The 24,159-nt window shown below is 66.9% G+C and carries 24 protein-coding genes and 6 pseudogenes; 23 read left to right on the forward strand and 7 right to left on the reverse strand.

Features of this window, described 5'->3' with window-relative positions; all coding sequences use genetic code 11:
* Positions 1–26 precede the first annotated feature (26 nt).
* From GNX96_RS03320 to GNX96_RS03325, 3 genes are all read right to left on the reverse strand, one after another.
* Positions 27–782 carry a Gfo/Idh/MocA family oxidoreductase gene (locus tag GNX96_RS03320; protein WP_279579243.1) on the reverse strand — a complete coding sequence of 252 codons (756 nt, stop codon included), beginning with the start codon at positions 780–782 and terminating at the stop codon, positions 27–29.
* Positions 779–1,078, reverse strand: coding sequence for a Gfo/Idh/MocA family oxidoreductase (locus GNX96_RS48440; protein ID WP_279579244.1), 300 nt, complete (start codon positions 1,076–1,078; stop codon positions 779–781). Before GNX96_RS48440 ends, GNX96_RS03320 begins: the two co-directional genes overlap by 4 nt.
* Before the next feature lie 317 nt (positions 1,079–1,395).
* Positions 1,396–1,971: an Lsr2 family DNA-binding protein gene (locus tag GNX96_RS03325; RefSeq protein ID WP_163566963.1), complete on the reverse strand. Its 576-nt coding sequence runs from the start codon at positions 1,969–1,971 to the stop codon at positions 1,396–1,398.
* Between the two features lie 305 nt (positions 1,972–2,276).
* Between GNX96_RS03325 and GNX96_RS03330 the strand changes: the two genes are divergently transcribed.
* From GNX96_RS03330 to GNX96_RS03360, 7 genes are all read left to right on the forward strand, one after another.
* Positions 2,277–2,525, forward strand: coding sequence for a hypothetical protein (locus tag GNX96_RS03330; RefSeq protein WP_279579245.1), 249 nt, complete (start codon positions 2,277–2,279; stop codon positions 2,523–2,525).
* A gap of 176 nt (positions 2,526–2,701) precedes the next feature.
* The gene (locus GNX96_RS03335; RefSeq protein ID WP_279579246.1) at positions 2,702–3,193 is read left to right on the forward strand and encodes a phage holin family protein; all 492 of its coding nucleotides are present in this window, start codon (positions 2,702–2,704) and stop codon (positions 3,191–3,193) included.
* On the forward strand, positions 3,190–3,480 hold the full coding sequence (locus GNX96_RS03340) for a DUF3618 domain-containing protein (RefSeq protein ID WP_163566965.1): 291 nt from the start codon (positions 3,190–3,192) through the stop codon (positions 3,478–3,480). The genes GNX96_RS03335 and GNX96_RS03340 overlap by 4 nt, the downstream gene beginning before the upstream one ends.
* Complete coding sequence (locus GNX96_RS03345) at positions 3,477–3,746, forward strand: DUF4235 domain-containing protein (RefSeq protein ID WP_163566966.1); 270 nt, start codon at positions 3,477–3,479, stop codon at positions 3,744–3,746. Before GNX96_RS03340 ends, GNX96_RS03345 begins: the two co-directional genes overlap by 4 nt.
* Before the next feature lie 257 nt (positions 3,747–4,003).
* Complete coding sequence (locus GNX96_RS67040; RefSeq protein WP_279579247.1) at positions 4,004–4,510, forward strand: hypothetical protein; 507 nt, start codon at positions 4,004–4,006, stop codon at positions 4,508–4,510.
* Positions 4,507–6,189, forward strand: coding sequence for an MDR family MFS transporter (locus GNX96_RS03355; RefSeq protein ID WP_163566967.1), 1,683 nt, complete (start codon positions 4,507–4,509; stop codon positions 6,187–6,189). Before GNX96_RS67040 ends, GNX96_RS03355 begins: the two co-directional genes overlap by 4 nt.
* Before the next feature lie 199 nt (positions 6,190–6,388).
* Entirely contained in the window at positions 6,389–8,026 is a 1,638-nt protein-coding gene (locus GNX96_RS03360) for a long-chain fatty acid--CoA ligase (RefSeq protein WP_163566968.1), read from the forward strand.
* Here GNX96_RS03360 and GNX96_RS03365 read toward each other — a convergent pair.
* A pseudogene (locus GNX96_RS03365) lies at positions 8,027–8,521 on the reverse strand (inorganic diphosphatase).
* 76 nt (positions 8,522–8,597) lie between these two features.
* On the opposite strand from GNX96_RS03365, the gene dacB reads away from it, so the two are divergent.
* From dacB to GNX96_RS03420, 11 genes and pseudogenes are all read left to right on the forward strand, one after another.
* Entirely contained in the window at positions 8,598–10,004 is a 1,407-nt protein-coding gene (gene dacB, locus GNX96_RS03370) for a D-alanyl-D-alanine carboxypeptidase/D-alanyl-D-alanine endopeptidase (protein ID WP_163566969.1), read from the forward strand.
* Positions 10,005–10,142: 138 nt separating this feature from the next.
* The gene (locus GNX96_RS03375) at positions 10,143–11,204 is read left to right on the forward strand and encodes a zinc-dependent metalloprotease (protein ID WP_163566970.1); all 1,062 of its coding nucleotides are present in this window, start codon (positions 10,143–10,145) and stop codon (positions 11,202–11,204) included.
* The gene (gene tilS, locus GNX96_RS03380) at positions 11,176–12,129 is read left to right on the forward strand and encodes a tRNA lysidine(34) synthetase TilS (protein WP_163566971.1); all 954 of its coding nucleotides are present in this window, start codon (positions 11,176–11,178) and stop codon (positions 12,127–12,129) included. Before GNX96_RS03375 ends, tilS begins: the two co-directional genes overlap by 29 nt.
* Positions 12,130–12,206: 77 nt before the next feature.
* Complete coding sequence (hpt, locus tag GNX96_RS03385; protein ID WP_163567075.1) at positions 12,207–12,752, forward strand: hypoxanthine phosphoribosyltransferase; 546 nt, start codon at positions 12,207–12,209, stop codon at positions 12,750–12,752.
* Between the two features lie 278 nt (positions 12,753–13,030).
* Positions 13,031–15,116, forward strand: a pseudogene (ftsH, locus tag GNX96_RS03395) (ATP-dependent zinc metalloprotease FtsH); the annotation flags it as partial.
* A 37-nt stretch (positions 15,117–15,153) separates the two neighbouring features.
* A pseudogene (folE, locus tag GNX96_RS03400) lies at positions 15,154–15,761 on the forward strand (GTP cyclohydrolase I FolE).
* Between the two features lie 40 nt (positions 15,762–15,801).
* A pseudogene (folP, locus tag GNX96_RS03405) lies at positions 15,802–16,664 on the forward strand (dihydropteroate synthase).
* A pseudogene (gene folB / locus GNX96_RS03410) lies at positions 16,600–16,982 on the forward strand (dihydroneopterin aldolase). Before folP ends, folB begins: the two co-directional pseudogenes overlap by 65 nt.
* Entirely contained in the window at positions 16,979–17,353 is a 375-nt protein-coding gene (locus GNX96_RS48450) for a DUF3180 domain-containing protein (RefSeq protein ID WP_279579248.1), read from the forward strand. The pseudogene folB and the gene GNX96_RS48450 overlap by 4 nt, the downstream one beginning before the upstream one ends.
* Positions 17,350–17,508, forward strand: coding sequence for a DUF3180 family protein (locus GNX96_RS48455; protein WP_279579249.1), 159 nt, complete (start codon positions 17,350–17,352; stop codon positions 17,506–17,508). Before GNX96_RS48450 ends, GNX96_RS48455 begins: the two co-directional genes overlap by 4 nt.
* Complete coding sequence (locus tag GNX96_RS03420; RefSeq protein WP_163566973.1) at positions 17,492–18,211, forward strand: 4'-phosphopantetheinyl transferase family protein; 720 nt, start codon at positions 17,492–17,494, stop codon at positions 18,209–18,211. Before GNX96_RS48455 ends, GNX96_RS03420 begins: the two co-directional genes overlap by 17 nt.
* On the opposite strand, the gene GNX96_RS48460 is transcribed toward GNX96_RS03420, so the two are convergent.
* Positions 18,127–18,555 (reverse strand): hypothetical protein, encoded by a 429-nt coding sequence (locus tag GNX96_RS48460; RefSeq protein WP_279579250.1) that lies wholly within the window; start codon positions 18,553–18,555, stop codon positions 18,127–18,129. The two genes, GNX96_RS03420 and GNX96_RS48460, sit on opposite strands and share 85 nt — an antisense overlap.
* Positions 18,556–18,805: 250 nt before the next feature.
* On the opposite strand from GNX96_RS48460, the gene GNX96_RS03430 reads away from it, so the two are divergent.
* A complete protein-coding gene (locus tag GNX96_RS03430) occupies positions 18,806–20,179 on the forward strand; it encodes a serine hydrolase domain-containing protein (RefSeq protein ID WP_279579251.1) in 1,374 nt (457 codons plus the stop codon).
* Positions 20,180–20,224: 45 nt separating this feature from the next.
* On the opposite strand, the gene GNX96_RS60810 is transcribed toward GNX96_RS03430, so the two are convergent.
* Together GNX96_RS60810 and GNX96_RS60815 are read right to left on the reverse strand one after the other, a co-directional pair.
* Positions 20,225–20,737 carry an ATP-binding cassette domain-containing protein gene (locus GNX96_RS60810; protein WP_313885571.1) on the reverse strand — a complete coding sequence of 171 codons (513 nt, stop codon included), beginning with the start codon at positions 20,735–20,737 and terminating at the stop codon, positions 20,225–20,227.
* Positions 20,737–21,234, reverse strand: a complete 498-nt coding sequence (locus GNX96_RS60815; RefSeq protein WP_313885572.1) for an ATP-binding cassette domain-containing protein — start codon at positions 21,232–21,234, stop codon at positions 20,737–20,739. The genes GNX96_RS60810 and GNX96_RS60815 overlap by 1 nt, the downstream gene beginning before the upstream one ends.
* 3 nt (positions 21,235–21,237) lie before the next feature.
* On the opposite strand from GNX96_RS60815, the gene GNX96_RS03440 reads away from it, so the two are divergent.
* The 4 genes and pseudogenes from GNX96_RS03440 (at position 21,238) to GNX96_RS48470 (ending at position 23,863) form a co-directional block, all read left to right on the forward strand.
* Positions 21,238–21,969, forward strand: coding sequence for an ABC transporter permease (locus GNX96_RS03440; RefSeq protein WP_279579252.1), 732 nt, complete (start codon positions 21,238–21,240; stop codon positions 21,967–21,969).
* 22 nt (positions 21,970–21,991) lie between these two features.
* Positions 21,992–22,705: an ABC transporter permease gene (locus tag GNX96_RS03445; RefSeq protein WP_163566974.1), complete on the forward strand. Its 714-nt coding sequence runs from the start codon at positions 21,992–21,994 to the stop codon at positions 22,703–22,705.
* Positions 22,706–22,905: 200 nt separating this feature from the next.
* Positions 22,906–23,211: pseudogene (locus GNX96_RS48465) on the forward strand (glycine betaine ABC transporter substrate-binding protein); the annotation flags it as partial.
* A 142-nt stretch (positions 23,212–23,353) separates the two neighbouring features.
* On the forward strand, positions 23,354–23,863 hold the full coding sequence (locus GNX96_RS48470; protein ID WP_279579253.1) for a glycine betaine ABC transporter substrate-binding protein: 510 nt from the start codon (positions 23,354–23,356) through the stop codon (positions 23,861–23,863).
* Positions 23,864–24,159 lie beyond the last annotated feature (296 nt).

Genomic DNA, 24,159 nt, shown 5'->3' on the forward strand with positions numbered 1-24,159 from the left:
GGTCCGCCTCTTCTGACCGGAACAGGTCAGGAGGTCACTCCGGTGGCTTCGCGGGCGGCCGCGATGACCTCCAGCACGGTGACCGCGTCGGCCGGATCGACCGGCACCGGTGCCACTCCGCGAAGGGCGTCCCGGACTTGCCGGTAGAACTCCGGATAAGTGCCGGGAACGCTGGGAATGGTGACCAGGTTGTCGTCGGTGCCGAGCTGTCCCCATTGCGCCACCGGGTCCTCGCCCCACCCGGGCCGGGCCGGATGCCGGCCGGCTCGCAGGTCCGCTTCTTGTGGATCGAGGCCAGTCTTGACGAATGCGGCCTTGTCGCCAAGTACGCGAAAGCGCGGCCCGCCCTGGCCGGCCACCGAACTCATCCAAAGATGCGACCGGGTGCCGGACTGGTGCGTGATGGCGATGAATGAGTCGTCGTCGGACCGGGTGCCCTGGCGCCGCCGGTCGATTTCGGCGTACGCCGAATGAACCGGACCAAAAAGCTGAATGGCCTGATCGATCAGATGGCTGCCCAGGTCGAACAAGATGCCCGGGGCCTGGTCCGCGGGTGCTTGGTCGCGCCAGCCTCGGGAAGGCTGTGGCCGCCACCTTTCAAACCGGGATTCACACCGGTGCACGGTGCCGAGGACATCTTCGGCAAGGAGTTTCTTCAGTGTCAGGAAGTCCGAATCCCAGCGCCGGTTTTGGAAGACGGTCAACATCAGCCCGCGTTCTCGGGCCGCGATGACCAACTCCCGGCCCTGTTGTGGGGTGGTGGCGAGGGGTTTGTCGATCACCACCGGCAGGCCGCTGCCAGCGCTGCCATCCCCAGCGCGGCATGGGAACCATTCGGGCTGGCGACCACGACCAGATCGAGTTGGTCCGGCCGGGAAAGCAATTCCTCGGCGGTCGGTACGACGATGACGTCGTGATAGTCGCGGCTGGCCCGGTCGGCCCGTTCCGGATTGCCGGTCACCACCGCGCTCAACTGCAGTCCGGGCGTCGCTGAGATGAGCGGGGCGTGAAAGGCCGACCCGGCCAGCCCAAACCCGATGAGGCCGACCCGGAAGGACGCTGGCGAGGAATCGGTCATGACCAGGAGTAAACCAATGGTGGCAGGATGCGGTGCTGGTGGGGTCAGCCCCCGCGACCCGGAACGTCAATCGCTGGACCGATCGGCTTGGTGTCAGGGTATTTCGGCCCGTACGGCACTCGTCTTTTCGGCCGATGGCCGACGGTGTCGAATAGGCATGACTTTGGTCATCGAGACCTTGGCTCCTGGGCAATACCCGTTTGGTGGAGATCGAAACGCCGCCGGCAATGCGAAACGGCGCGATGCCGGTTGGCATCGCGCCGTTGGACGCGTCCGAGTGAACCGCAGCTCGGCGTTTTACCTTTGTCGGGCCGAGGTTACGAGTTGGCCTGACGGTACTGCTCCAGGACCGAGCCGGGCAGCCGGCCACGGGTGGAAATCTGCAGGCCCTGTTCCTGTGCCCAGGCGCGGACGGCCTGAGTATCGACCGCGGAAGCGCGCCGAGCGGCCCGCTTGGCGGCCGGACGGGCCGGTGCGGCGGCATTCTTGCGCGGACGGCCACGGCCACGCTTCACCGGCGCGGGCGCCGGTTTCGCTGCCTTGGCAGCCTTGCTGGCCTTCTTTGCGGCCGGCCGGGCCGCGGCCGCGCCGCCACCTTCGATGGTCTCTTCGAGAACCGCGATGAACTGCTGCAGCGGAACCTTCTTGCCCCGCCCGGCCCGGCTCGCGCCCTTGCGCCATTCCACTGCGGACTGACCGATCCGCAAATGCCCGATGGGCGAACCGGAGTTGTCGGCAATGGAGAGCAGAAGCCCCTTGTCGCCAACAGTGATGACCGCGTCTGCGATGTCCAGCTTGACCTGCATGTGCACTCTCCTCATGTCGAACTGTTGACGCGTCCGACAATCGTAGTAGATGATTTCGATCGCAGCGCGCGTGACATCCGCGATCACTAGAGGAATTAATACCACTTCTCTAGTCCGCTTGTCGCCTCGGGAGCAGAATAATCGATAGGAACTTCGATTTCCACCCGGACCACACCGGATTGACGGCGCTGTCACGATCGGCAAAGCACCCGCGATTGCCCCAAACACGACCACCGGCGGCCACCGCGACGGCATTCTCATCCTGTTCTCATCGGGGTGATGTTCCTCGTTCACAAGTCTGGCGGCCGGGCTCGGTGTCGGTTGGGTTGCCGGCCGGTACGCCGTAACGGCACCGAAGCGGCCCATTCGGGCACCTGTTTCGATCGGTTCCGGTGGCCGCGCATCCTCCGTTGCCCGCCATCGGTGGAAGATCTGTGGTCCAGACCGTGGCCGGCGGTTGTCCGCAAAACCACTGGCCGCTGCGGACGGTCATTTTCCGGCGGGTCGGCGGTGACTCGCCGGTGACCGCTGATCAGCCTGTCGGCCAAAAATCGGGTGCCGCGATCGGGCCGCCACCTGGCGTGCAGATCTTGTTCGCATTTATCAAGGAGGTCGGCTCCGCTGGATCGCCGGGCTTCTGAGCGTTTCGCTCGACGGATCGTGGGTACGGCCGCCCGCCGCAATGTTCTCGTGCTGTGGTAACTATTGCCCGTCGCCGGCCACCGATCGGTGCTGATTGCGCACCAGGGTGCGGAATCGGCGTGCACGAATCGCCCGGTCAACGCGGTACGAGTAGCGTTGCGCAGCAAGATGATCGGTGCTGGCCCGCGGCAATACCGCGACGGACCGGCCGGCAGAGATGGGAAAGGGGGGCCGCGAGGTGGCGCAATCGGTAGACGCGCGACGAGATCCGGCCGACGAGCGTTCCACCGGAGAACTGGTCGGCCAGCTCTCCGGGCAAGTGTCTCAACTGGTCCGCAGTGAACTGAAGCTGGCCCAGATCGAACTGAAGGCGAAGACCCAGAAGCTGGGGGCGGGCATCGGCTTGTTCGCCGGCGCTGGCGTCATCGCTTTCTATTCCGTCGGCGTTCTGCTGGCCGCCGCGGTTCTCGGCCTCGCCGTGGTGTTGCCGGCGTGGGCGGCCGCGTTGATTGTCTTTGGCGTGATGCTCGTGGTCGCGGCGGTGCTGGTTTTGATCGGGATTCGGTTGGTCAAACGTGGCAGCCCGCCGGTGCCGCAGCAGGCTATCGAAGGCCTGAAGACGGACGTGAGCATCCTCAAGAACCTGAAAGAAAGGTCGGATCGATGACGGCGGAGCAGGTAAAGCCGGCGCCCACCGCTACCGATGCCCAAAAGCCGGTCGAGCTCACCGAGGCCGAGTTGCATGCCGACATCGCGCGGCTGCGGGTGGAACTCGGCGGCACGGTCGATCAGCTGGCTGGTCGTCTCGACGTTCGAAAGCAGGCCGAGGAGAAGATCGCGCAAGGCCGCGCGGCGCTGATCCAGAAAGCGCCGGTGATCGGAGCCGCGATCGGGATCGGGCTGCTGGCGATCGGCGTGCTGGTGGTTCTGCGCGGCAGGAAGAAGAAGTCATGAAGCCGGCACTTTTGGCGTACAAGCCGATCAGCTTTGGCGCCGGAATAGCCGGCGGGTTGCTGGCCGGGATGGTGTTCCGCAAGGTTTGGCGGGCGATGGGGCACGAAGGTGACCGGCCACAGCCCACCGCGGCGGACTCCAGTTGGGCCGAAGTGCTCACTGGCGCCGCTGTCGAGGCGGTCATTTTCGCCTTGGTGAAGACCGCGGTCGATCGCGGCAGTGCGGAGGTCTATCACCGGGTGATCGGAGTGTGGCCGGGGAAGTAGCTCAGCAGGAGCCCGGCGGTTGACAAATCGAAGGCGGGGTCTGTCCTTATCGGACGGGCCCCGCCTTCGTTATGCTGGCTGGCGATTTTGTCCGGATTCGTGTCGCGTACGCGCGGTGGCTCCTTCTTGGTGCGGTGGCTGGTATTCCCGTCGAACGGGCGATCTTCCCGGTGATGATCGTCACCGGGAAAATCGCTTGCATGGCACAAGCAACCAGTCGATAGTTGCAGAGAGCAAGTAACTATCGAGGTGAGGGCATGTCGGTCGACACTGCGGCGGAGACAACCGCCGAGGCCTTGGTCCGGGAGCTTTTCGGGCTGATGCGGGGTCTTAAGGGGCTGCACAACGCGCTGCCGCCAGGTCACGGCTTCAAGCTGGAAGGCCCTGCGTACGGCGTGCTGTGGGCGATCGCCGAGCGCGCGCGCGGTCCGGCCGTCGGCGCTGGCCGAGCACCTGTGCCTGGATCTGTCCACGGTCAGCCGGCACCTGTCGAGTCTGACCGCGGCCGGATATCTGGCCAGGGAGACCGATCCGGTGGACAAGCGGGCGCGCACCTTATTCGAGTAAGCCCGGCCGGTGAGGCGCTGCTGGCAGCCGAGCATCGGGCCCGGATCGACGGCGTTTCCGCGCTTGTGTCGGATTTTTCGGAAGCTGAGCGCAAGCGTTTCCTGCGCTCTCTGGTTCGTTTCAACGCAAATCTTGACAATCGTCGCCGGCAGTACGCCGAGGCGGTTGGTAGTGAGGAAGGACGGAACAAAGCATGAGTCAGTCGTTGGCCGAAGCCGCCGGCGATACCAAGCGGGGGTTGGCTCTGAGCCACCGGCAGATCCTGGTGATCCTTTCCGGGTTGCTGCTGGGGATGTTCCTTGCCGCGCTTGATCAGACCATCGTCTCCACGGCGATGCGTACGATCGCCGACAAGCTGGACGGCCAGACCGCGCAGGCATGGGTGACCACGGCGTATTTGATCACGTCGACGGTTTCCACGCCGCTTTACGGAAAACTGTCGGATATGTACGGCCGCAAGCCGTTCTATCTGTTCGCGATCGGGATCGGGATCTTCATCGCCGGCTCGCTGCTGAGCGGTATAGCCGGCGACATCTACACATTGGCCGCATTCCGCGCGGTGCAGGGCATTGGTGCCGGTGGCCTGATGTCCCTGGCGTTCGCGATCGTCGGTGACATCGTGCCGCCTCGGGAACGCGGTCGCTACCAGGCGTACTTTATGGCCGTCTTCGGTACGTCCAGTGTGCTCGGCCCGGTGATCGGTGGCATTCTGGCCGGCCAGAACACGATTCTGGGATTCGACGGCTGGCGCTGGATCTTCCTGGTGAACGTGCCGGTCGGGATCGCCGCGCTGACCGTGGTGGCGCGGGTGCTGAACCTGCCGCACACCCGGCGCAACTCCCGCGTTGACTACGTCGGTGCCGCATTGCTGGCGCTCGGGGTGGTCCCGCTGCTGACCGTGGCCGAGCAGGGCAATGACTGGGGTTGGGGCTCGGGACGGTCGATTGGCCTGATCACGCTCGGCGTGGTGGCCACGGTGGCCTTCGTGTTCTGGGAGCGGCACATGGGCGAGGACGCGATCCTTTCCCTGCGGCTGTTCAAGAACAGCGTCTTCAGTGTCACGTCGGTGATGAACTTCCTGGTCGGCATGGTGATGTTCGGTGGCATCGCGGCCATTCCGCTCTACTTGCAGATCGTCCGCGGCTATTCGCCGACGGCGGCCGGTTTCCTGTCGCTGCCATTGATGCTCGGGATCATGGGCGCGTCTTTCCTGTCCGGCCAGGTGATGTCCCGGACCGGGCGCTACAAGGTCTTCCCGATCGTGGGCGCCGCATTCCTGATGATTGGCCTGGTGCTCTGCTCCACGCTGACCCCGGACGTGGCGATCATCGTTCCGATGGCGTATTTGGCGGTCTTCGGGATTGGTCTGGGCCTGTCGATGCAGACCCTGATCGTGTCGGTGCAGAATGCCGTGCCAGCCCGCGACATGGGCGTTTCGACCAGCTCGGCGCAGTTCTTCCGGACCATGGGCGGCACGTTCGGCACCGCGATCTTCCTGTCGGTGCTGTTCAACTCGGTCGCCGGCAACATCAAGGACCGGTTCACCGACGCCACCCACACCGAGCCGCAGGCGCTCGGGCAGGCCGTCGCGCATCTGTCCAAGAGCCAGCGCGACCTGCTCGCCGGCAGTGGCGGGGGATCAAGCAGCCTGAACGACACCAGCTTCATCACCCGGCTGCCGGACGTGCTGAAGAACATCTTCTTGCATGGCTTCAACGACTCGATGACCACCGTTTTCATCCTGGCCGCCGCGGTCGCGATCCCGCTGATCGTGCTGGGGTTCTTCGTCAAGGAGATCCCGCTGCGGACGACCAACGGCTTGTCCGCGCAGCAGGCGGACGCCGATGCGACCGTCGCTCCAGCCGCCATCCACTAGGCGCACTGGAGATATAGAAAGAGCACGTTTGCTCGGCAGGCCCCCACGGAACTTCGTGGGGGCCTGCCGCTTTCGTACGGACACAGCCGTTCGGATAGTTAGCGCGTACGCGTGCGTAGCCTTAGGCTCGCTGCCATCAGGGCATGATCCACGTCACCCCAGCTCACGTTGCCAGGCGCTCGGCCAGCGGAGGTTTTCGATGCGCAGCACGATGCAGGACACACCACTGTCGATCACCCGGATCCTGAAGTACGGCACTACCGTGCACAGTGCCGCCGAGGTGGTGAGCTGGACCACGGAAGGTCCCCGCCGCCGGACGTACGCCGAGGTCGGCCGCCGGGCGGCCCAGCTCGCGAACGCGCTGCGGGCGCTGGGCATCGACGGCGACCAGCGGGTCGCGAGCTTCCAGTGGAACAACGCGGAGCACCTTGAGGTCTTCCTGACCGTGCCGTCGATGGGCGCGGTGCTGCACACTCTGAACCTGCGGCTGTTCCCGGACCAGCTGACCTACATCGCCAACCACGCCGAAGACAAGATCATCATTGTCGACAACACACTCGTACCGCTGCTCGCGCGGGTGCTGGCGAAACTGATCACTGTCGAGCACGTCATCGTGGTCGGCCCCGCCGACACCGCGCCGATCGCGGACGCCGGCAAGCAGCTCCATGACTACGAGGAGCTGCTGGCCGCGCAGCCAGACACCTTCGACTGGGTGGAGCCCGCGGACGAGCGGGACGCGGCCGCCATGTGTTATACGTCCGGTACGACCGGAGACCCCAAGGGAGTGGTGTATTCGCACCGCTCGATCTACCTGCATTCGCTGCAGATCCTGACCCGCGAGTCGTTTGGGATCAACGGAGACGATCGCATTCTGGCGATCGTGCCGATGTTCCACGCCATGGCGTGGGGGCTGCCGTACGCGTGCCTGATGGCCGGTTCGACGTTGTTGATGCCGGACCGTTTCCTGCAGGCCGAGCCGCTGGCGAAGATGATCGCGGCCGAGAAGCCGACTTTCGGTGGCGCGGTGCCGACAGTTTTCGCCGACCTGCTGTCCTATTTGGACTCCCACGATGTTGATACGTCATCGCTGAAAGAGGTCGTCATCGGCGGTTCGGCCTGCCCACCGGCGCTGATGGCCGCTTATCGCGACCGGCACCAGATCGACGTCATTCACGCGTGGGGGATGACCGAAACTTCGCCGCTGGGTTCGGTTTCCCGGCCACCGGCCGGCGCGACCGCCGACGAAGCGTGGGAATACCGGAAAACTCAGGGCCGCTTCCCGGCCGCCGTGCAGTTCCGGCTGGCCGGCCCGGACGGGAACCTGGTTCCGACCGACGGGGTCGCGGTCGGTGAACTGGAAGTGCGAGGGCCGTGGGTGGCTGGCTCGTACCACGGCGATGCTGCGCCACCGGAGGAAAAGTTTCACGACGGCTGGTTGCGTACCGGCGATGTCGGCATGGTGACGCCGAACGGATACCTCACCCTGACCGACCGCTCCAAGGACGTCATCAAATCCGGCGGCGAGTGGATTTCCTCGGTAGAGCTGGAAAACCACTTGATGGGCCACCCGAAGGTGGCGGAGGCCTCGGTGGTCGGCGTGCCGACGGACGCGCGCTGGGACGAGCGACCACTCGCGGCCGTCGTGGTGCGCGAAGGGGAACAGGTCAGCGCCGCCGAGCTGCGCGATTTCCTGGCCGCCAAGGTCGCCAGATGGCAGCTGCCGGAGCGGTGGACTTTCATTGACGAGGTCCCGAAAACCAGCGTCGGCAAATTCGACAAGAAGCGCATCCGGGCGCGCTACGCGGACGGTGAACTCGAGGTGATCACACTGAAGTAATCAGTGGTCGGGGTTGTCCTCGAGGCGTTTGTACGACGCCTGAATTTCGGCCTCGGCGGCGTCTCGGCCGACCCAGGTGGCGCCCTCGACGGATTTCTTCGGCTCCAGGTCCTTGTAGACCTCGAAGAAGTGCTGGATTTCCAGCCTTTCGAACTCCGGTACGTGGTGAATGTCCCGCATGTGCTCCTGCCGCGGGTCGCGCGCTGGTACGCACAGGACCTTGTCGTCCGGCCCCGCCTCGTCGCGCATCCGGAACATGCCGATCGCGCGGGCCAGCCAGCACCACACAGCCCGGAAAGGTCGGCTCCGGCAGCAGCACCAGCGCGTCCAGCGGGTCACCGTCCTGGCCGAGGGTGTTGTCGATGAATCCGTAGTCGGCTGGATACTGGGTGGCGGTGAAAAGCACCCGGTCAAGTCTGATCCGACGGTTTTGTGGTCAACCTCGTACTTGTTGCGCTGTCCCTTGGGGATCTCGATGGTGACGTCGAATTCCACTATCTACTCCTCTGCGAAAAGCGCACTCCATGCTTGCTTGTAGTGTCGCTTACGGAGTTGTCGTGGGAGGTGACGGGTGGTCGCGCGAGCCCCGCGCTGGTTGCTGGTAACCGGCCTGGTGGCGGCGGTGCTGGTGGGCATTGCCGGGACCGCCGGTGGTGCTGTGGTGTCCGTCGCGTTCGCGGCGCCGATCCGCGGCTATCTGACCCCGCTGCCACCGACCCCGGAAGTCGCGTACCCAGTGCCCGGCCTGCAGGCTGCCCCGCAGCCGGTGCTCGCGGCGGCCGGTGGCGCCGATCCGACCGCCGAGGGCCTGGCCAGCCAGCTCGGCCAGGCGCTGGCGGACAGCAGGCTCGGACCGAGCGTTTCGGTGTCAGTACGCGATGGCAACACCGGCGAGTCGTTGTACGGCCACACGGACAGCTCTTCGGTGCCGGCCGCGTCCGCGACCAAGCTGCTCACCGCGACGGCCGCGTTGGAGAGTTTCGGTCCTGACTACCGCTTCAAGACCCGCGCGGTGGCGGGTGCCGCCGGTGCGGTCTATCTCGTCGGTGGCGGCGATCCGACGCTCGGCATCGGGCCGAAGACCGCATATCCAGACGCGGCCCGGTTGGACCAGTTGGCCGCGCAGGTGCGCAAGGCGCTCGGCGGCGCCTCGGTCAGCAAGATCATCGTCGACACCTCGCTGTTCAGCGGCCCGACGCAGGCGGCTGGGTGGGATCCGACCGACGTGAGTGGCGGCGACGTGGCGCCGATCACCGCGCTGATGGTCGACGGCGGCCGTACGTCCCCATCCGAGGATGCTCGCGGCCGTACCACCACACCCGCGGTCTTCGCAGCCCAGGGCTTCGCGCAGGCACTCGGCGTGCCGTCCGCTTACATCACCAGCGGCAAGGCGCCGGCCGGCGCCCGCGAGCTCGGTTCGGTCAGCTCGCCGATGCTGTCCGGGATTGTCTACGACAACCTGCAGATCTCCGACAACGTGATCTCCGAGGTGCTGGCCCACCAGGTCGGACTGAAGAACGGGCAGCCCGGCAGCTTCGCCGGCGGGGCCGCCGCGGTGATCGCGACCCTGTCCAAGCTCGGCGTGCCAGCCGGTGACGCGACCCTGTCCGACGCGAGCGGCCTGTCCCGCAACGACCGGGTGAGCGCGCGACTGTTGAGTTCGGTGCTGGCCACCGCCTCCTCGCCCGCCCATCCCAACCTGCGACCGGCGATTACCGGGCTGCCGGTGGCCGGCTACAGCGGCACCCTGGACAGCCGGTTCCAGGACGGGAAGTCGCGAGCCGGGGCCGGTCTCGTACGAGCCAAAACCGGCACCCTCTCCGGCGTCAGCTCGCTGGCCGGCACTCTGGTCGACAGCTCCGGCCAGGTTCTGGTTTTCGCCGTCGTAGCCGACAAGGTCCCGAACGGCGGCACCTCAGCGGCCGAAGACGCCCTCGACGCGGTCGCCGCCAAGCTCGCCGGCTGCGGCTGTTCCTAGACAGCGTCTGGTTAATCCTCGTCGAGGGTGACTTCTAGGGCGACAAAGTAGGGCATTCCGGCCCTGGAACGTCACCCTCGCGTCGGGTTGGCGGCCGGGTGGCCAGCCATCGGCGGCCGCTGGCCGTAACGTAAGGGAATGCCTGAGATCGTCGACTGGGATCTGGCCGCGCTCACCGCGGCCCGACTGGCCCGCCCCGGCCCGTCGGTCACCTTCAGTGAGGCCGCCGGGGTGGTCTCGGAGCTGCGCCGGCTGACCGAGGAAGCGGCCGAACACGTGGCCGCCTTCACCGAGATGCCGCCGGTGGTCGAGGCGGCGCCGGTGCAGGTGGTGGACCGCGGCGACTGGGCGAAGGCGAACATCGCCGGCCTGCGCAAGGTCACCGGCCCGTTGGCCAGCCGGATGCAGGCGGTGCAGGCCAATCCGGTGCTGCGTACGGTCGGTCCGAAGGTCACCGGCGCGCAGGCCGGCACGGTGCTGGCGTACATGTCCGGCAAGGTCCTCGGGCAGTACGAGGTGTTCTCCGGCGGCGTCGGCCCCCTGCTGCTGGTGGCGCCGAACATCGTCGAGGTCGAGCGCAAGCTGAACGCCGACCCGCGCGACTTCCGGATGTGGGTCTGCCTGCACGAGGTCACCCACCGCACCCAGTTCACCGCGGTGCCCTGGATGCGCGAACACTTCTTTGCCGAGGTCAACGCCTTCATCGACGCCTCCGAGCTGGATCCGGAAGCGGTCGCCGACCGGGTCCGACGGGCGGTCTCGACGCTCTCGGACGTGGTCAACGACCCGCAGTCCCGTTCGAACCTGCTCGACATCGTCCAGACGCCCGCGCAACGCGAGATCATCGACCGGCTGACGGCGCTGATGACGCTGGTCGAGGGCCACGCGGAGTACGTGATGGACGGCGTCGGGCCGGAGGTGGTGCCGACCGTCGCCGAGATCCGGTCCGCGTTCAACGCCCGCCGCGCCAGCGCGAATCCGGTGGAGAAGCTGGTCCGCCGGCTGCTCGGGGTGGAGGCGAAGCTCCGGCAGTATGCTGAGGGCCGAAAGTTCGTCGCCGCGATCGTGGACGAGGTCGGGATGGCCGGCTTCAACAAGATCTGGACCTCGCCCGAGACACTTCCGCTCACCTCCGAGCTGACCGACCCACACGCGTGGGTCACCCGAGTCCATGGCCGGCCCGCCGCCACCGCTGAATGACGTACGCGCCGCGGTCGCCGCGGCGCTGACCGGGCTGTCCCCGGGCGAGCTGGTCCTGGTCGCCTGTTCCGGCGGCCCGGACTCGCTGGCGTTGGCGGACGCCCTCGCGTACTGCGCCCCCCAAGCGGGTCTACCCGCTGGCTTGCTGACCGTCGACCACGGCTTGCAGGACGGATCGGCTTCGCGGGCCGCGGACGTACGAGCGTGGGCGCTGTCGTGCGGTCTTGTCCCGGCCGAGGTGCTGACGGTCTCCGTCGACGGTCCCGGTGGGCCGGAGGCCGCCGCGCGTACGGCCCGGTACGCGGCCTTGGACGCGGCCTCCGACCGCCTCGGGGCAGCCGCCGTCCTGCTCGGTCACACGCGTGACGACCAGGCCGAGACGGTGTTATTGGGCCTCGCCCGCGGCTCCGGCATCCGGGCCGCCGCCGGCATGCCAGCCCGGCGCGGCCGCTATCTGCGGCCGCTGCTGGACCTGCCGCGGTCGACCACCACCGCGGCTTGCGCGGCCGCCGGCCTGAAGCCGTGGTGCGATCCGCACAACAGCGATCCCGCGTACGCGCGCTCACGCCTGCGCAAACTGTTGCCGACGCTGGAGGAGGCTGCTCCCGGGGTGACCGCCGGGTTGGCTCGTACGGCGAAGATGGCCCGCGCCGACGCCGACCTGCTCGATTCGCTGGCCGCGTCAGTGCAGGCGGTCTCTAAAGACGGCTTGCTTGTGGCCGTCGTGGCCACCGAGCCCGAGCCCATCCGCCGCCGTGTGCTGCACTCGTGGGCATCGACGATCACCCCTCGCCCGTACGACCTCTCCAGCCGCCATATCGCTTCCTTGGACGCCCTGATCGTGTCCTATCGCGGCCAGGGCGCGGTCGCGTTGCCGGGCGGGGTCCGTGTCCGCCGCTCCGGCGCGCACCTGAGGGCTGACTGACCCCACTCATGGCTGGCCAGTTGGCGGCATGACAGTCTGTTTGGGTGACTTCGCGCTGGGGGGCCCGGACCACTTCCCTGTACGAATCCGACATCGAGCGGGTGGTGGTCTCCGAGGACGAGATTCGCGTCAAGACCGCCGAGCTGGGCAAGCAGATCGCGGCCGATTACGCGGCGAGCGAGAGCCGTTGTTGGTGGGGGGTGCTGAAGGGTGCGGTCATGTTCATGGCCGACTTCGCCAGGGCGGTGCCGCTGCCGACGCAGCTGGAGTTCATGGCGGTGTCCAGTTACGGCGCGTCGACGTCGTCGTCCGGGGTTGTACGCATCCTGAAGGACCTTGATTCGGACATCGCCGGCCGGCACGTGCTGGTGGTCGAGGACATCATCGACTCCGGGCTCACGCTGTCGTGGCTGTGCCGCAACCTGGCCGCCCGCAACCCCGCGTCCGTCGAGGTGGTGGCCCTGTTGCGCAAGCCCGACGCGATCAAGGTGCCGGTGGACGTGCGTTATGTCGGCTTCGACATCCCGAACGAGTTCGTGGTCGGTTACGGGCTGGACTACAACGAGCGCTACCGTGACCTGCCGTACGTCGGGCTGCTCAAACCGAGCGTGTACGAGCGCTAGCCATTGCGCGTACGTGCAGACACACTCTGAGAGTCAGCTGAGAGTCTGATCGGAACGTGCGGCCGGGTGGCATCGTTGCCCTGTTGTGTGAACTTGAGGTAAGCAATCCCACCTCGGTCTGTCGGCGTCAGCGGACAGCGGGAGGTAGCCTTGAGGGATATCGCCAACCGCTGGACATGTTCTCTTAGCGTTGTCGTCCGGCCAATGAGCACTACCGCCGAGCTTTCATTCGTTGGATCAGGAGGGGTCGGGGCCCGTCATGGCGCCTCGCATGCAGCATGGATCGCACTCGTATACTCCGTCGGCCCATCGTCTGGATCGTGCTGGTGGTTCTGGCCGCGCTGGTGCTGACCACCTTCTTCACCAATGGTGACGACTACAAAAAGGTCAGCACGTCGATCGCCCTTTCACAGGTGACCAGCGGAAACGTGGTCAGTGCCACGATCGAGGACCGTGAGCAGGTCCTCCAGCTGAACCTGAAGAACCCGGTCGACGGCTCCACCAAGGTGGAAGCCAGTTACCCGGCCGAGGCAACCTCGGCGATTTTCGCCACCATCTGGCCAAATGGGAAGGCCGGCGCCAAGGGCGTCGCTTTCGACACCAAGGTGACGAAAGACTCTTTCTGGGCCAGCCTGCTGATCAGCCTGCTGCGGTCGCGCGGTGCTGCTGCTTCTGGTGTTCTTCTTCATGAGCCAGATGCAGGGCGGCGGCAACCGGGTCATGAACTTCGGCAAGTCCAAGGCCAAGCTGGTCAGCAAGGACACCCCGAAGACCACGTTCGCGGACGTGGCCGGCGCTGACGAGGCGATCGAGGAGCTCGAGGAGATCAAGGACTTCCTCGCCGCGCCCGCCAAGTTCCAGGCCATCGGCGCCAAGATCCCCCCAAGGGCGTGCTGCTGTTCGGCCCGCCCGGCACCGGTAAGACGCTGCTCGCCCGCGCCGTCGCCGGCGAGGCCGCGGTGCCGTTCTACTCCATCTCCGGTTCGGACTTCGTCGAGATGTTCGTCGGTGTCGGTGCTTCTCGCGTACGGGACCTGTTCGAGCAGGCCAAGGCGAACGCGCCGGCGATCATCTTCGTCGACGAGATCGACGCGGTTGGCCGGCACCGTGGCGCGGGCCTCGGTGGTGGGCACGACGAGCGTGAGCAGACCCTGAACCAGATGCTGGTCGAAATGGACGGCTTCGACGTGAAGGGCGGCGTGATCATGATCGCCGCCACCAACCGGCCGGACATCCTGGACCCGGCGCTGCTGCGGCCCGGCCGGTTCGACCGGCAGATCGCGGTGGACCGCCCGGACATGGAGGGCCGCAAGGCCATCCTGCGGGTGCATGCCAAGGGCAAGCCGTTCGCTCCGGACGTGGATCTGGACACGATCGCCCGCCGGACGCCCGGCTTCACCGGTGCCGACCTCGCGAACGTGATCAACGAGGGCGCGCTGCTGACCGCTCGTACGGACCTGAAGGCCATCACCAACGACACGTTGGAAGAGGCCATCGACCGGGTGATCGGGGGCCCGCAGCGCAAGACCCGGGTGATGAGCGAACCGGGAAAAGAAGGTCACCGCCTACCACGAGTCCGGCCACGCGCTGGTCGCCTGGGCGCTGCCGCATTCCGCGCCGGTGCACAAGCTGACGATCCTGCCGCGCAGCCGCTCGCTCGGGCACACCCTGGTGCTGCCGACCGAGGACAAGTACAACCAGACCCGGTCCGAGATGATCGACACCCTCGCGTACGCGCTGGGTGGCCGGGCCGCCGAGGAGCTTGTCTACCACGAGCCCACCACCGGTGCGTCCGACGACATCCAGAAGGCCACCGGGATGGCCCGCGCGATGGTCACCGAATACGGCATGTCGACCAAGCTGGGTGCGGTGAAGTACGGCCAGACCGACGGTGAGCCGTTCCTCGGCCGCACCATGGGTCACGAGGCCAACTACTCGGACTCCGTCGCCGCGCTGATCGACCAGGAAGTACGCGGCCTGATCGAGATGGCGCACGACGAGGCCTGGGAGATCCTGGTCGAATACCGGGATGTCCTGGACGCGATGGTGCTGGAGCTGATGGAGAAGGAGACGCTGGTCAAGACCGACCTGGAGCGGATCGCGCACCGGGTGGTCAAGCGTCCGCCGCTGGCTCCGTACAACGGCTTCGGCAAGCGCACGCCCAGCGACAAGCCGCCGGTCATGACCCCGCGCGAGCTGGCGGTGCTGAACATGAGCAAGCCGGCGAACGGTTCGGTCGGCGACCTGTACGGCGAGTCGGCCTCGGTCAGCGGCGACCTGCCGTCGTACGGCGAGGCCGCGGACCCCGAAGCGACCCAGCAGATCCCGCTGCCGCACAACCCGGGCACCAACCCGCCGTACCCGTCGGGAGCCTGAGCTGACCGGGAGCAACGGGCCTGATCTGGACGGATCCGCCACGGTTTCCGTGGCGGATCCGCCGCGTGTGGATCTGGACCGGATCGCGGCGGCCGTGCACGAGATCCTGATCGCGATCGGCGAGGACCCGGACCGCGACGGGCTGCGGGAGACGCCGCGCCGGGTGGCCAAGTCGTACGCCGAGATGTTCTCGGTCTGCTGCTGATGGATCCGGCGGCCTCGCTGACCACCACGTTCGAGGCCGGCCACCAGGAGTTGGTGCTGGTCAAGGACATCGAGCTGTATTCGACCTGCGAGCACCACCTGGTGCCCTTCCACGGCGTCGCGCACGTCGGCTACATCCCGGGCGCGGACGGCCGCATCACCGGGCTGTCCAAGCTGGCCCGGCTGGTCGACGGCTACGCCCGGCGGCCGCAGGTGCAGGAGCGGTTGACCGCGCAGATCGCCGACTCGATGGTCGAGCGGTTGAATCCTCGGGGCGCGATTGTCGTCCTCGAGTGCGAGCATCTGTGCATGTCCATGCGAGGCATTCGCCGGCCCGGCGCGCGAACCGTGACCTCCGCGGTGCGCGGCATCTTCGAGCGGTCCGCCACCTCGCGGGCCGAGGCGATGAGCCTGATTATCGGCAAGTGATGACGTACTGGCAGCCCGGCGGGATAGCGGCACCGCGGTGATGGGCGTTCTCAACGTCACCCCGGATTCCTTCTCCGACGGCGGTCGGTACGTGAACGTCGACGCGGCGCTGGCGCACGGCCGGCGGATGGCCGCCGAGGGCGCGCACCTGGTGGACGTCGGTGGCGAGTCGACCCGGCCGGGCGCGAGCCGAGTGGACGCCGACACTGAGATCAAACGGGTCGTGCCGGTGATAGCGGATCTCGCCGCTGAAGGCATCGCACTGTCGGTGGACACCAGCCGGGCGCAGGTGGCCGAGGCGCGCGCGCGGCCGGCGCGCGCTGGGTCAACGACGTGTCCGGCGGTCTCGCCGACCCGCAAATGGCCAAGGTGGTCGCCGACGCGGGATGCCCTTGGGTGTTGATGCACTGGCGCGGCCACAGCCAGCCGGACATGTATGAGCTGGCCTCGTACGAGGACGTGGTCAGCGAGGTCCGCGACGAGCTGTCCACCTGCGCGGACGCGGCCATCGCGGCCGGCGTCGACCCGGCCAACCTGGTGGTCGATCCGGGCCTGGGGTTCGCCAAGCGGGCCGAGCACAACTGGCAGCTGCTGGCGCACCTGGACGTGCTGCTCGCGCTGGGTTTCCCGGTGCTGGTCGGGGCCAGCCGCAAGTCCTTCTTGGGACGGCTGCTGGCCGGTCCGGACGGCACCCCACGGCAGGTCGAGGAGCGCCAGGACGCCACCCTCGCCACCACCGTGTTGGCGCTGGAGGCGGGCGTTTGGGGCGTACGGGTGCATGACGTGCGATCGACCGCCGACGCGATCGCGCGGTGTGGCAGGCGGTCAGCGGCCAGCGATGAGCGATCAGATCAGCCTCACCGGGCTGCGAGTGCGCGGTTTTCACGGCGTTTTCGACCATGAGCGGGCGGACGGCCAGGACTTCGTCGTCGACGTGGTGCTCGAAACCGACACCACCGCGGCCGCCAGGAGCGACGACCTGACCGACACGATTGACTATGGCGATCTCGCCGAGCGGCTGGCCGAGGTGGTCGCCGGCCGCCGGTCAACCTGTTGGAGGCGCTCGCCGCCCGCCTCGCCGACGCGTGCCTGACCGATGCGCGGGTCGCCGCGGCCACCGTCACCATCCACAAACCGCAGGCGCCGATCCAGCGCACCTTCACCGACGTGTCCGTCACGATTCGCCGGAGCCGTCGCACCAGCTGGGAGGGGCCGCAGTGAGTGAGTCCAGGAGCGGGCCGCCGAAGCCGTCGATCGGACCGACCCGGCCGGTGACCCTGCTGGTCACCTTCGTGATCGCGGCCATCGCCGCGTATGTGCTGGTCCAGCGCTTCTACGGCGATATAGCGGTGCCGACCCTGCCGTTGGCCACCTTCGCTCTGCTCGCGGTCATCGAGGCCCTGACGGCCCGGTCCACCCGGGCCCGGATCGCCCGCAAGCCCGGCACCGAGCCGATCCCGCCGCTGACCGCCGCCCGGTTGATCGTGCTGGCCAAGGCGTCGTCGATCGCCGGCGCGCTGTTCTGCGGCCTGTACGCGGGGGCACCTTCGTCTACGTGCTGTCCGCCGCCAGCCGGCTCAACGTCGCGGTGACCGAGACGCCGATCGCCGCTGGTGGCGTCCTCACCGCGGGGCTGCTGATAGCGGCCGCGTTGTGGCTGGAGCGATCCTGCCGGATCCCGCCGCGGGACGATGACGACGACAAGCCGGTCGCGGAGCCGAAAGACCCGCATGCTCCCGGGTTCTGACACCTGCCAGGTGTGTGGTGGGCGCGGACCGCCGACGCTCGCGACGAGTTGCTCGCGGTGCTGCCGGCCGCCGAACGCGACCGCCACCGTGCGTACGTACGAGCGAATGACCGCGCCCTCTACCTGGTCGCACACGCCCTCACCCGGTTGCTGCTGGCTGAGCGGCTGGAGCAGCCGCCGGCCGACATCGTCTTCAGCCGGGTGTGCGTGCACTGCGGCGCCGACCATGGCAAGCCGCTCCTGCCCGGTTCGGGCTGGGAGACGTCGCTCTCGCATTCCGGCGGCTGGGTCGCGGTGCGCTGGCTGGCGGCTGGCGGCTGGGCATCCGGTCGGCGTGGACGTCGAGTGGATCGACCGGGCATTGGACGTGGAGTCGCTGCGGGACACCGTCCTCGCCCAAGCCGAGCAACGAGTGCTGGCTGCCGGTCCGCCGGAGGGCTTTTTCACGTACTGGTGCCGAAAAGAAGCCCTGCTGAAGGCCACTGGCGACGGCTTGGCGATCAGTCCGGCCCGGCTGCGGGTCAGCGGACCGGCCGAGCCGGCCCGACTGCTGGACTGGACGGTGCCCGGCCGGCCGGCTCCGCTCGTACGGCTGACCGATCTGCGGCCGGACCCGGATCACGTCGGGTGCGTGGCGATCCTGACGGACCGGGACGTGACGGTGACCGAACACGATGGGTCCGCCCTGCTGGCGAAGACGTGATCTGCGTACTCGTACGCTAACTCGGACGACAGGAGCACACCGATGACGAACGACCCGCGGTTCCAGGCGCTGGACGGGCTGCCCACCGAGGAGTTGCGGCAACGCGCGCCTTCAGCACCGCCCGGCACCACGGCGACATCCGGTTTTTCGTCGACCTTCTGCGGCATCTCCCGGCGGCCTCCGACACCGAGCGGCTGGACAACTCCACCGGCGACATCGGGCTGGCCGTCGACGACGCCGTCGCGCTCTGGCGGGAGTTCACCGGGCACGGTCTTGGCGACGCCGAGCCGGTGCTGCGCGCTTCCTTCATCGACTATCTGCTCAAACACGAGGCCGTGGAGCACTAGGGCGTGTCTCCTCATCCCAGGCGGCGAGGGCCGAGCCCAAGCGCCGTCCTGCGAGCACCGGACGATCACACCCATACAACAAAGGTATGAGCGCGACCGCCCGGCACTCGCAGGACGACGCTTGGATCTCGACCCTCATCCACCTGGAATGAGGAGACACGCCCTAAACAGCGAGGCTGAGTATCCGAATTCTGCCGCGGCGACAAAGCCGTCGAGAATTCGCTGCGAATTAAGGTAGCTTCGGTTCGTGAGACTTTCCAGGAGTACGCCCGAAGAGCAGGGTCTGTCGAGCACCGCCATGCGCTCGTTCGTCGGCGCGTTGGCCGGCTGCGGACAGGAAATCCAGACGCTGATGGTGGTAAGCCACGGCTCTGTCGTACTGGAGGAGGAATGGGCGCCTTATCGGCTGAATGAGCGGCATCTTTTGTTTTCGCTGTCGAAAAGCTTCACGTCGATGGCGATCGGCCTGGTGATCGAGGACGGGAAACTGTCGCTCGATGACCGGGTGGTCTCGTTCTTCCCGGCCGAACTGCCGGAGTCGGTGAGCGACAACCTGGCCGCGATGCGGATCCGTGACCTGCTGACGATGACGACCGGTCACCACGAGGACACCATCGAGCCGATGCGGGCCGATCCTGAGCGGATGATGCGGGTTTTCCTCGCGACCGAGGTCAAACACGAGCCGGGGACATATTTCGTCTATAACACCGGCGCGACCTACATGCTGTCAGCGATCCTGCAGAGGGTGACTGGCGAGCTTCTTCTGGACTACCTGCGGCCGCGGCTGTTCGAGCCCCTCGGCATGACCGAAGCGGTGTGGCCCGCCAGCGAGGAAGGCGTCACGTTCGGCGGATTCGGCCTGAGCCTGGTGACCGAGAGCATTGCCGTTTTTGGACAGTTCCTTCTGCAGCAAGGAAAATGGCGGGGGCAACAGCTCGTACCAGCGGCCTGGGTCGAGGCGGCGACGGCGCGGCAGGTGCCCAACGGCAGCGCGGACAGTGCCGACGACTGGCAGCAGGGCTACGGCTACCAGTTCTGGCGATGCCGGCACGGCGTTTATCGTGGGGACGGGGCTTTCGGCCAGTTCTGCGTTGTTTTCCCGGCAGAAGACGCCGTCGTGGTCATGACCGGCGCGGTTCCGGACATGCAGGCGGTGCTGGACGTGGTGTGGGAGTTCGGGTTGCCGGCGCTGCGTCATGAGGACGTACGAGAGGTCGCTCTGCCTGGCCAGCTGCGGATCGAGCCGCCGACCGGCTCGACGCCGCCGGCCGGCGACGGTCGGACGTACCAGTTCGAGCCGAACCAGGTCGAGCTCGCTGCCGCGAGGTGGGAAACCGACGGCAGCCTGGTGCTCGACTTCCAGGATGGCAAGTATCAGTACGGTGAAAGCGTCGTCTGCGCGGCCGGCGACTGGCAGGAATTTCAGGACAGGCAGCGAATTCTCACCAGCGCTCATGGCGATGGAGACGAGTTGGTGGCCACCGTGAGGTTCGTCGAGACGCCGTTCTCCTACACGGTGACCTGTCAGCGGCAACCGGGTCGACTAACACTCACGTTCGACCCGAAGGTCCAGTTCGACCCCGATCCGGTGACGCTCAGCTCGGTCTCCTCCCACGAATGACGTCGAGTGCGGGAAATCACCCAACGACCAATCTCAAGGCAAGCCTCAGTCGTCGACGGACGCGGCTTCGGGAGGCAGGGCGTGCCGAAGGGTCTGGTGCAGAGCCTGCGGGGACAGCACGCCCAAAGTCTCCGAGCCATCCCGTACGGCCACCCAGCCGGTATCGCCGGCCAGCAGGACGGCGAGGGCGTCCTTGAGGCTCGACTTCACCGGGATGGTCGGGATGTCGTCCCGGTTGGTCAGCGAGAAGTCCGACAGCGGCGCCAGCATCGTGAGGTCGACCGGGGTGACGGCGAGCCGGCGCAACGACCGGTCGCCGCCGACGAAGTCGGCCACGAACGAGGATGACGGGGCGCCGAGGATGGTGGCCGGCTCGGCGTACTGCTCGAGCTTGCCGCCCTCGGAGAACACCGCGATCCGGTCGGCCATCCGTACGGCCTCGTCGACATCGTGGGTGACCATCACGATCGTCTTGCGTACTTCGGCCTGCAGACGCAGAAACTCCTCCTGCAGCCGGCCGCGGGCGATCGGGTCGATGGCCGAAAAGGGCTCGTCCATCAGCAGGACGACCGGGTCCGCGCGCGCGCGCGGGCGACCCCGACGCGCTGGCGTTGGCCGCCGGAGAGCTCATGCGGATAGCGCTTGCCGAAGACGGCCGGGTCGAGGCCGACCAGGTCCAGCAGCTCCTCCGTACGCTCCCGGATGCGCTTGGCGTCCCAGCCGAGCAGCCGTGGCACGGTGCCGACGTTGGTCCGCACGTCCTGGTGCGGAAACAGCCCGACCTGCTGGATCACGTACCCGATCCGGCGGCGCAGCCGAACGGTGTCGACGCGGGTGACGTCCTCGCCCTCCAGCCAGAGCGTGCCGCTGGTCGGTTCGGTGAGCCGGTTGATCATCCGGAGTGTGGTGGATTTCCCACAGCCAGATGGGCCGACAAAAGCGACTAATTCCCCCTCGGGGATCTCTATGGTCAGCGATGCGACGGCGACCGTGCCATCGGGATACTGCTTGCTGACATTGTCCAGCCGGATCGCGGGCTTCGCGGTAGCGTCCACCCCGTGTCCAATCTCCAGGCGGTCATTCGGTACGGCGCGTTACATAGTGACACTGCCGTGCTCGCGAGCCCGGCCGATGCGCCCAACCCGTGGTTGAGTTGGTCGTACCTGCAAGACAACGCCGGTTCCATCCTTAATCATTTCCTCGAGCACGTCACCTTAACGCTCGAATCCATCGTGATCGCGACGGTTATCGCCATCCCGCTCGGCCTGCTGGCCAGCCGGGTCCGCTGGTTGGCGGCCCCTATCGTGGGCATCACCGGGGTGATGTACACCATCCCGTCGCTGGCACTTTTCGCCGCCCTGGTGCCTTTCACTGGCCTGAACGACACACCGGTGGTGGTCGGACTGGTCATGTACGCGCTGCTGATCCTGGTGCGGAACACGGTCGCGGGGCTGAACGGCGTGCCGGAGGAAGTAAGAGATGCCGCGCGCGGGATGGGCTATGGCGCCGGGAAGATGTTTTGGCAGGTAGACCTGCCGATCGCGTTGCCGTCGATCATGACCGGCATCCGGGTCGCGACGGTGTCCACGGTGGCGCTCGTCACGGTGGGTGCGGCGGTCGGCAGCGGCGGCCTCGGGCAGCTGATCCTGCAGGGGTTCAACCAGAACTTCTATCGTGCGCAGATCGTCACCGCCTCGCTGCTGTGCGTGGTGCTGGCGCTCTTCGCGGACGTGTTGCTGGCAACTGTGACCAAAATGTTGTCTCCGTGGGCCCGAAGGCGGGCCACGTGAGCCGGATTGCTGGAGCATTTCTGTGAACCCGATCACCGACGCCGTCGTCTGGCTCAACGACCCCGACAACTGGCAGGGCCCGCAAGGCATCCTCTCGCTCACCGGCCAGCACCTGTGGATCTCGTTCCTGGCCGTCCTGATCGCCTGCGCGATCGCCTGGTCGCTGGGACTGTGGCTCGGCCACACCGGCCGCGGCGGCAACGCGGTGGTGGTGATCTCCAATGCCTCCCGGGCGATTCCGACGCTCGCTCTGCTGACGATCCTGTCGTCGATCGGAGCGTGGTTCTTTGGTACGCCAGCGACCGTGATCTCGCTCGCCGTTTTCGCTATCCCACCACTGCTTTCCAACACGTATGTGGGCATTCGCGGCGTCGATCCGGACGTGGTGGACGCGGCTCGCGGCATGGGCCTGTCCGCCAGTCAAACCCTGTGGCGAGTGGAGGTGCCGCTGGCGATTCCGCTGATCGCGGCCGGTTTCCGGACCGCCGCGGTGCAGGTGGTGGCGACCACCACGCTGGCCGCGCTGGTCGGTGGCGGTGGCCTTGGCAACATCATCAACCTCGGGCTCGGCCAGCAGAAGAGTGGCGTGATCCTGGCCGGCGGCTTCCTGGTGGCGGTGCTCGCGCTCGCCACTGAGGGCATCCTGGCGCTCGCCCAGCGAATGCTGACCCCGGGCCGCGTACGCCGGAAAACCACCAAGCCGATCACCGCGGATCCAGCCGGCGCGGCAGCCTGAAACCAGCCAAACTCGTACGTACGGAACGCCGATCTTCGGGCTGGGGATGCGTTGTCGTACGCCTTCAGTACGCTGCTAGGGAAAGTGCGGGCCGCGCGATGCGACCCGTCGGACACGCGTTGGCAGGGTTGCCAGCGGGACACAGAAGGCGGGCGTTCATGCGCTCTCGAAGCATTGTTCTGGGCATAGCGGCACTGGCGATGGCCGGTTCGCTGGCCGCCTGCGGGCAGGCCGGCTCCTCCGGCGGCGGCACGGGCTCCAACGGCACGGCCACCACCAAGGCCGGCTGCGCACCGGTCGCCGGCAACGACCTGGTCGTGCTGGACGACGACAAGAAGCTGCAGAACTCGGACAACGTCATCCCGGCGATCAACACCAAGGCCGCCACCCCCCCCGCGCTGACCGCGGCACTGGACAAGGTGTCGGCGGCGCTGGACAGCAAAACGCTGATCGCGCTCAACAAGCAGGTCGACATCGACCGGCAGACCTCGGCGGTCGCGGCCAGCGGTTTCATCGCCGCGCAGAAGCTCAGCGATGGCCTGCAAAAGGGTTCCGGCACAGTGGTGATCGGGGCGGCCAACTTCAGCGAAAGCCACGCTGGCCAACATCTACGCCGATGTGCTCAAGTCGGCCGGCTTCACCTCCTCGGTGAAGACCATCGGCAACCGCGAGCTTTACCTGCCGGCGTTGGAAAAGGGCGAGATCCAGGTGGTTCCGGAATACGCCGCCACCCTCACCGAGTTCATGAACCCCGACAAGGCCAAGCCGCAGGCGACGCCGGATATTGACAAGACGGTGGCAGCGCTGACCGCGCTGGGCAAGGACAAGGGGCTGTCGTTCGGCAAGCCGGCCGCCGCCACCGACCAGAACGCTTTCGCCGTCACCACCGCATTCGCGCAGAAGAACAGCGTGAAGACCCTGTCCGACTTCGCCAGCAAGTGCTCGGGGAAGGCCACCATCATCGGTGGTCCGCCGGAGTGCAACAGTGCGGCTCGGCCATATTGCGTGCCCGGACTGGTGAAGACCTACGCCCTGTCGTTCGGGTCTTTCACCTCGCTGGATGCCGCCGGCCCGCTCAGCAAGCAGGCATTGAAGACCGGCAAGGTCACCATCGCCCTGGTCCTGTCCTCCGACGGTGGTCTCACGGCAAGCAGCTGACCCACGCCGAGGGTGACGTCGTGACGCCTCACAACGTCACCCTCGCGGGCGGCCACCCACTGACCACTTCAGGTCAAGAATCATTTTGACGTGCTGGAGAAATGACCCGATTCGCGGCGTCGTTTCTCTATTGAAATGGACAAATACCTACCGTCGAGCGATACGTAGCGAGTTGGTGGCCGTGGACATCCCATCTCGTCCTTGACAACACGTAAGGCCGATAGGACGCTGAGTAAGGCATCTTTTATGCCTTTTCCGCTCATCGACAACGCCCGCTCATCGACAACGGGGGTTTC

The organism is Fodinicola feengrottensis (assembly GCF_010993775.1).
GTDB lineage: Bacteria > Actinomycetota > Actinomycetes > Mycobacteriales > HKI-0501 > Fodinicola > Fodinicola feengrottensis.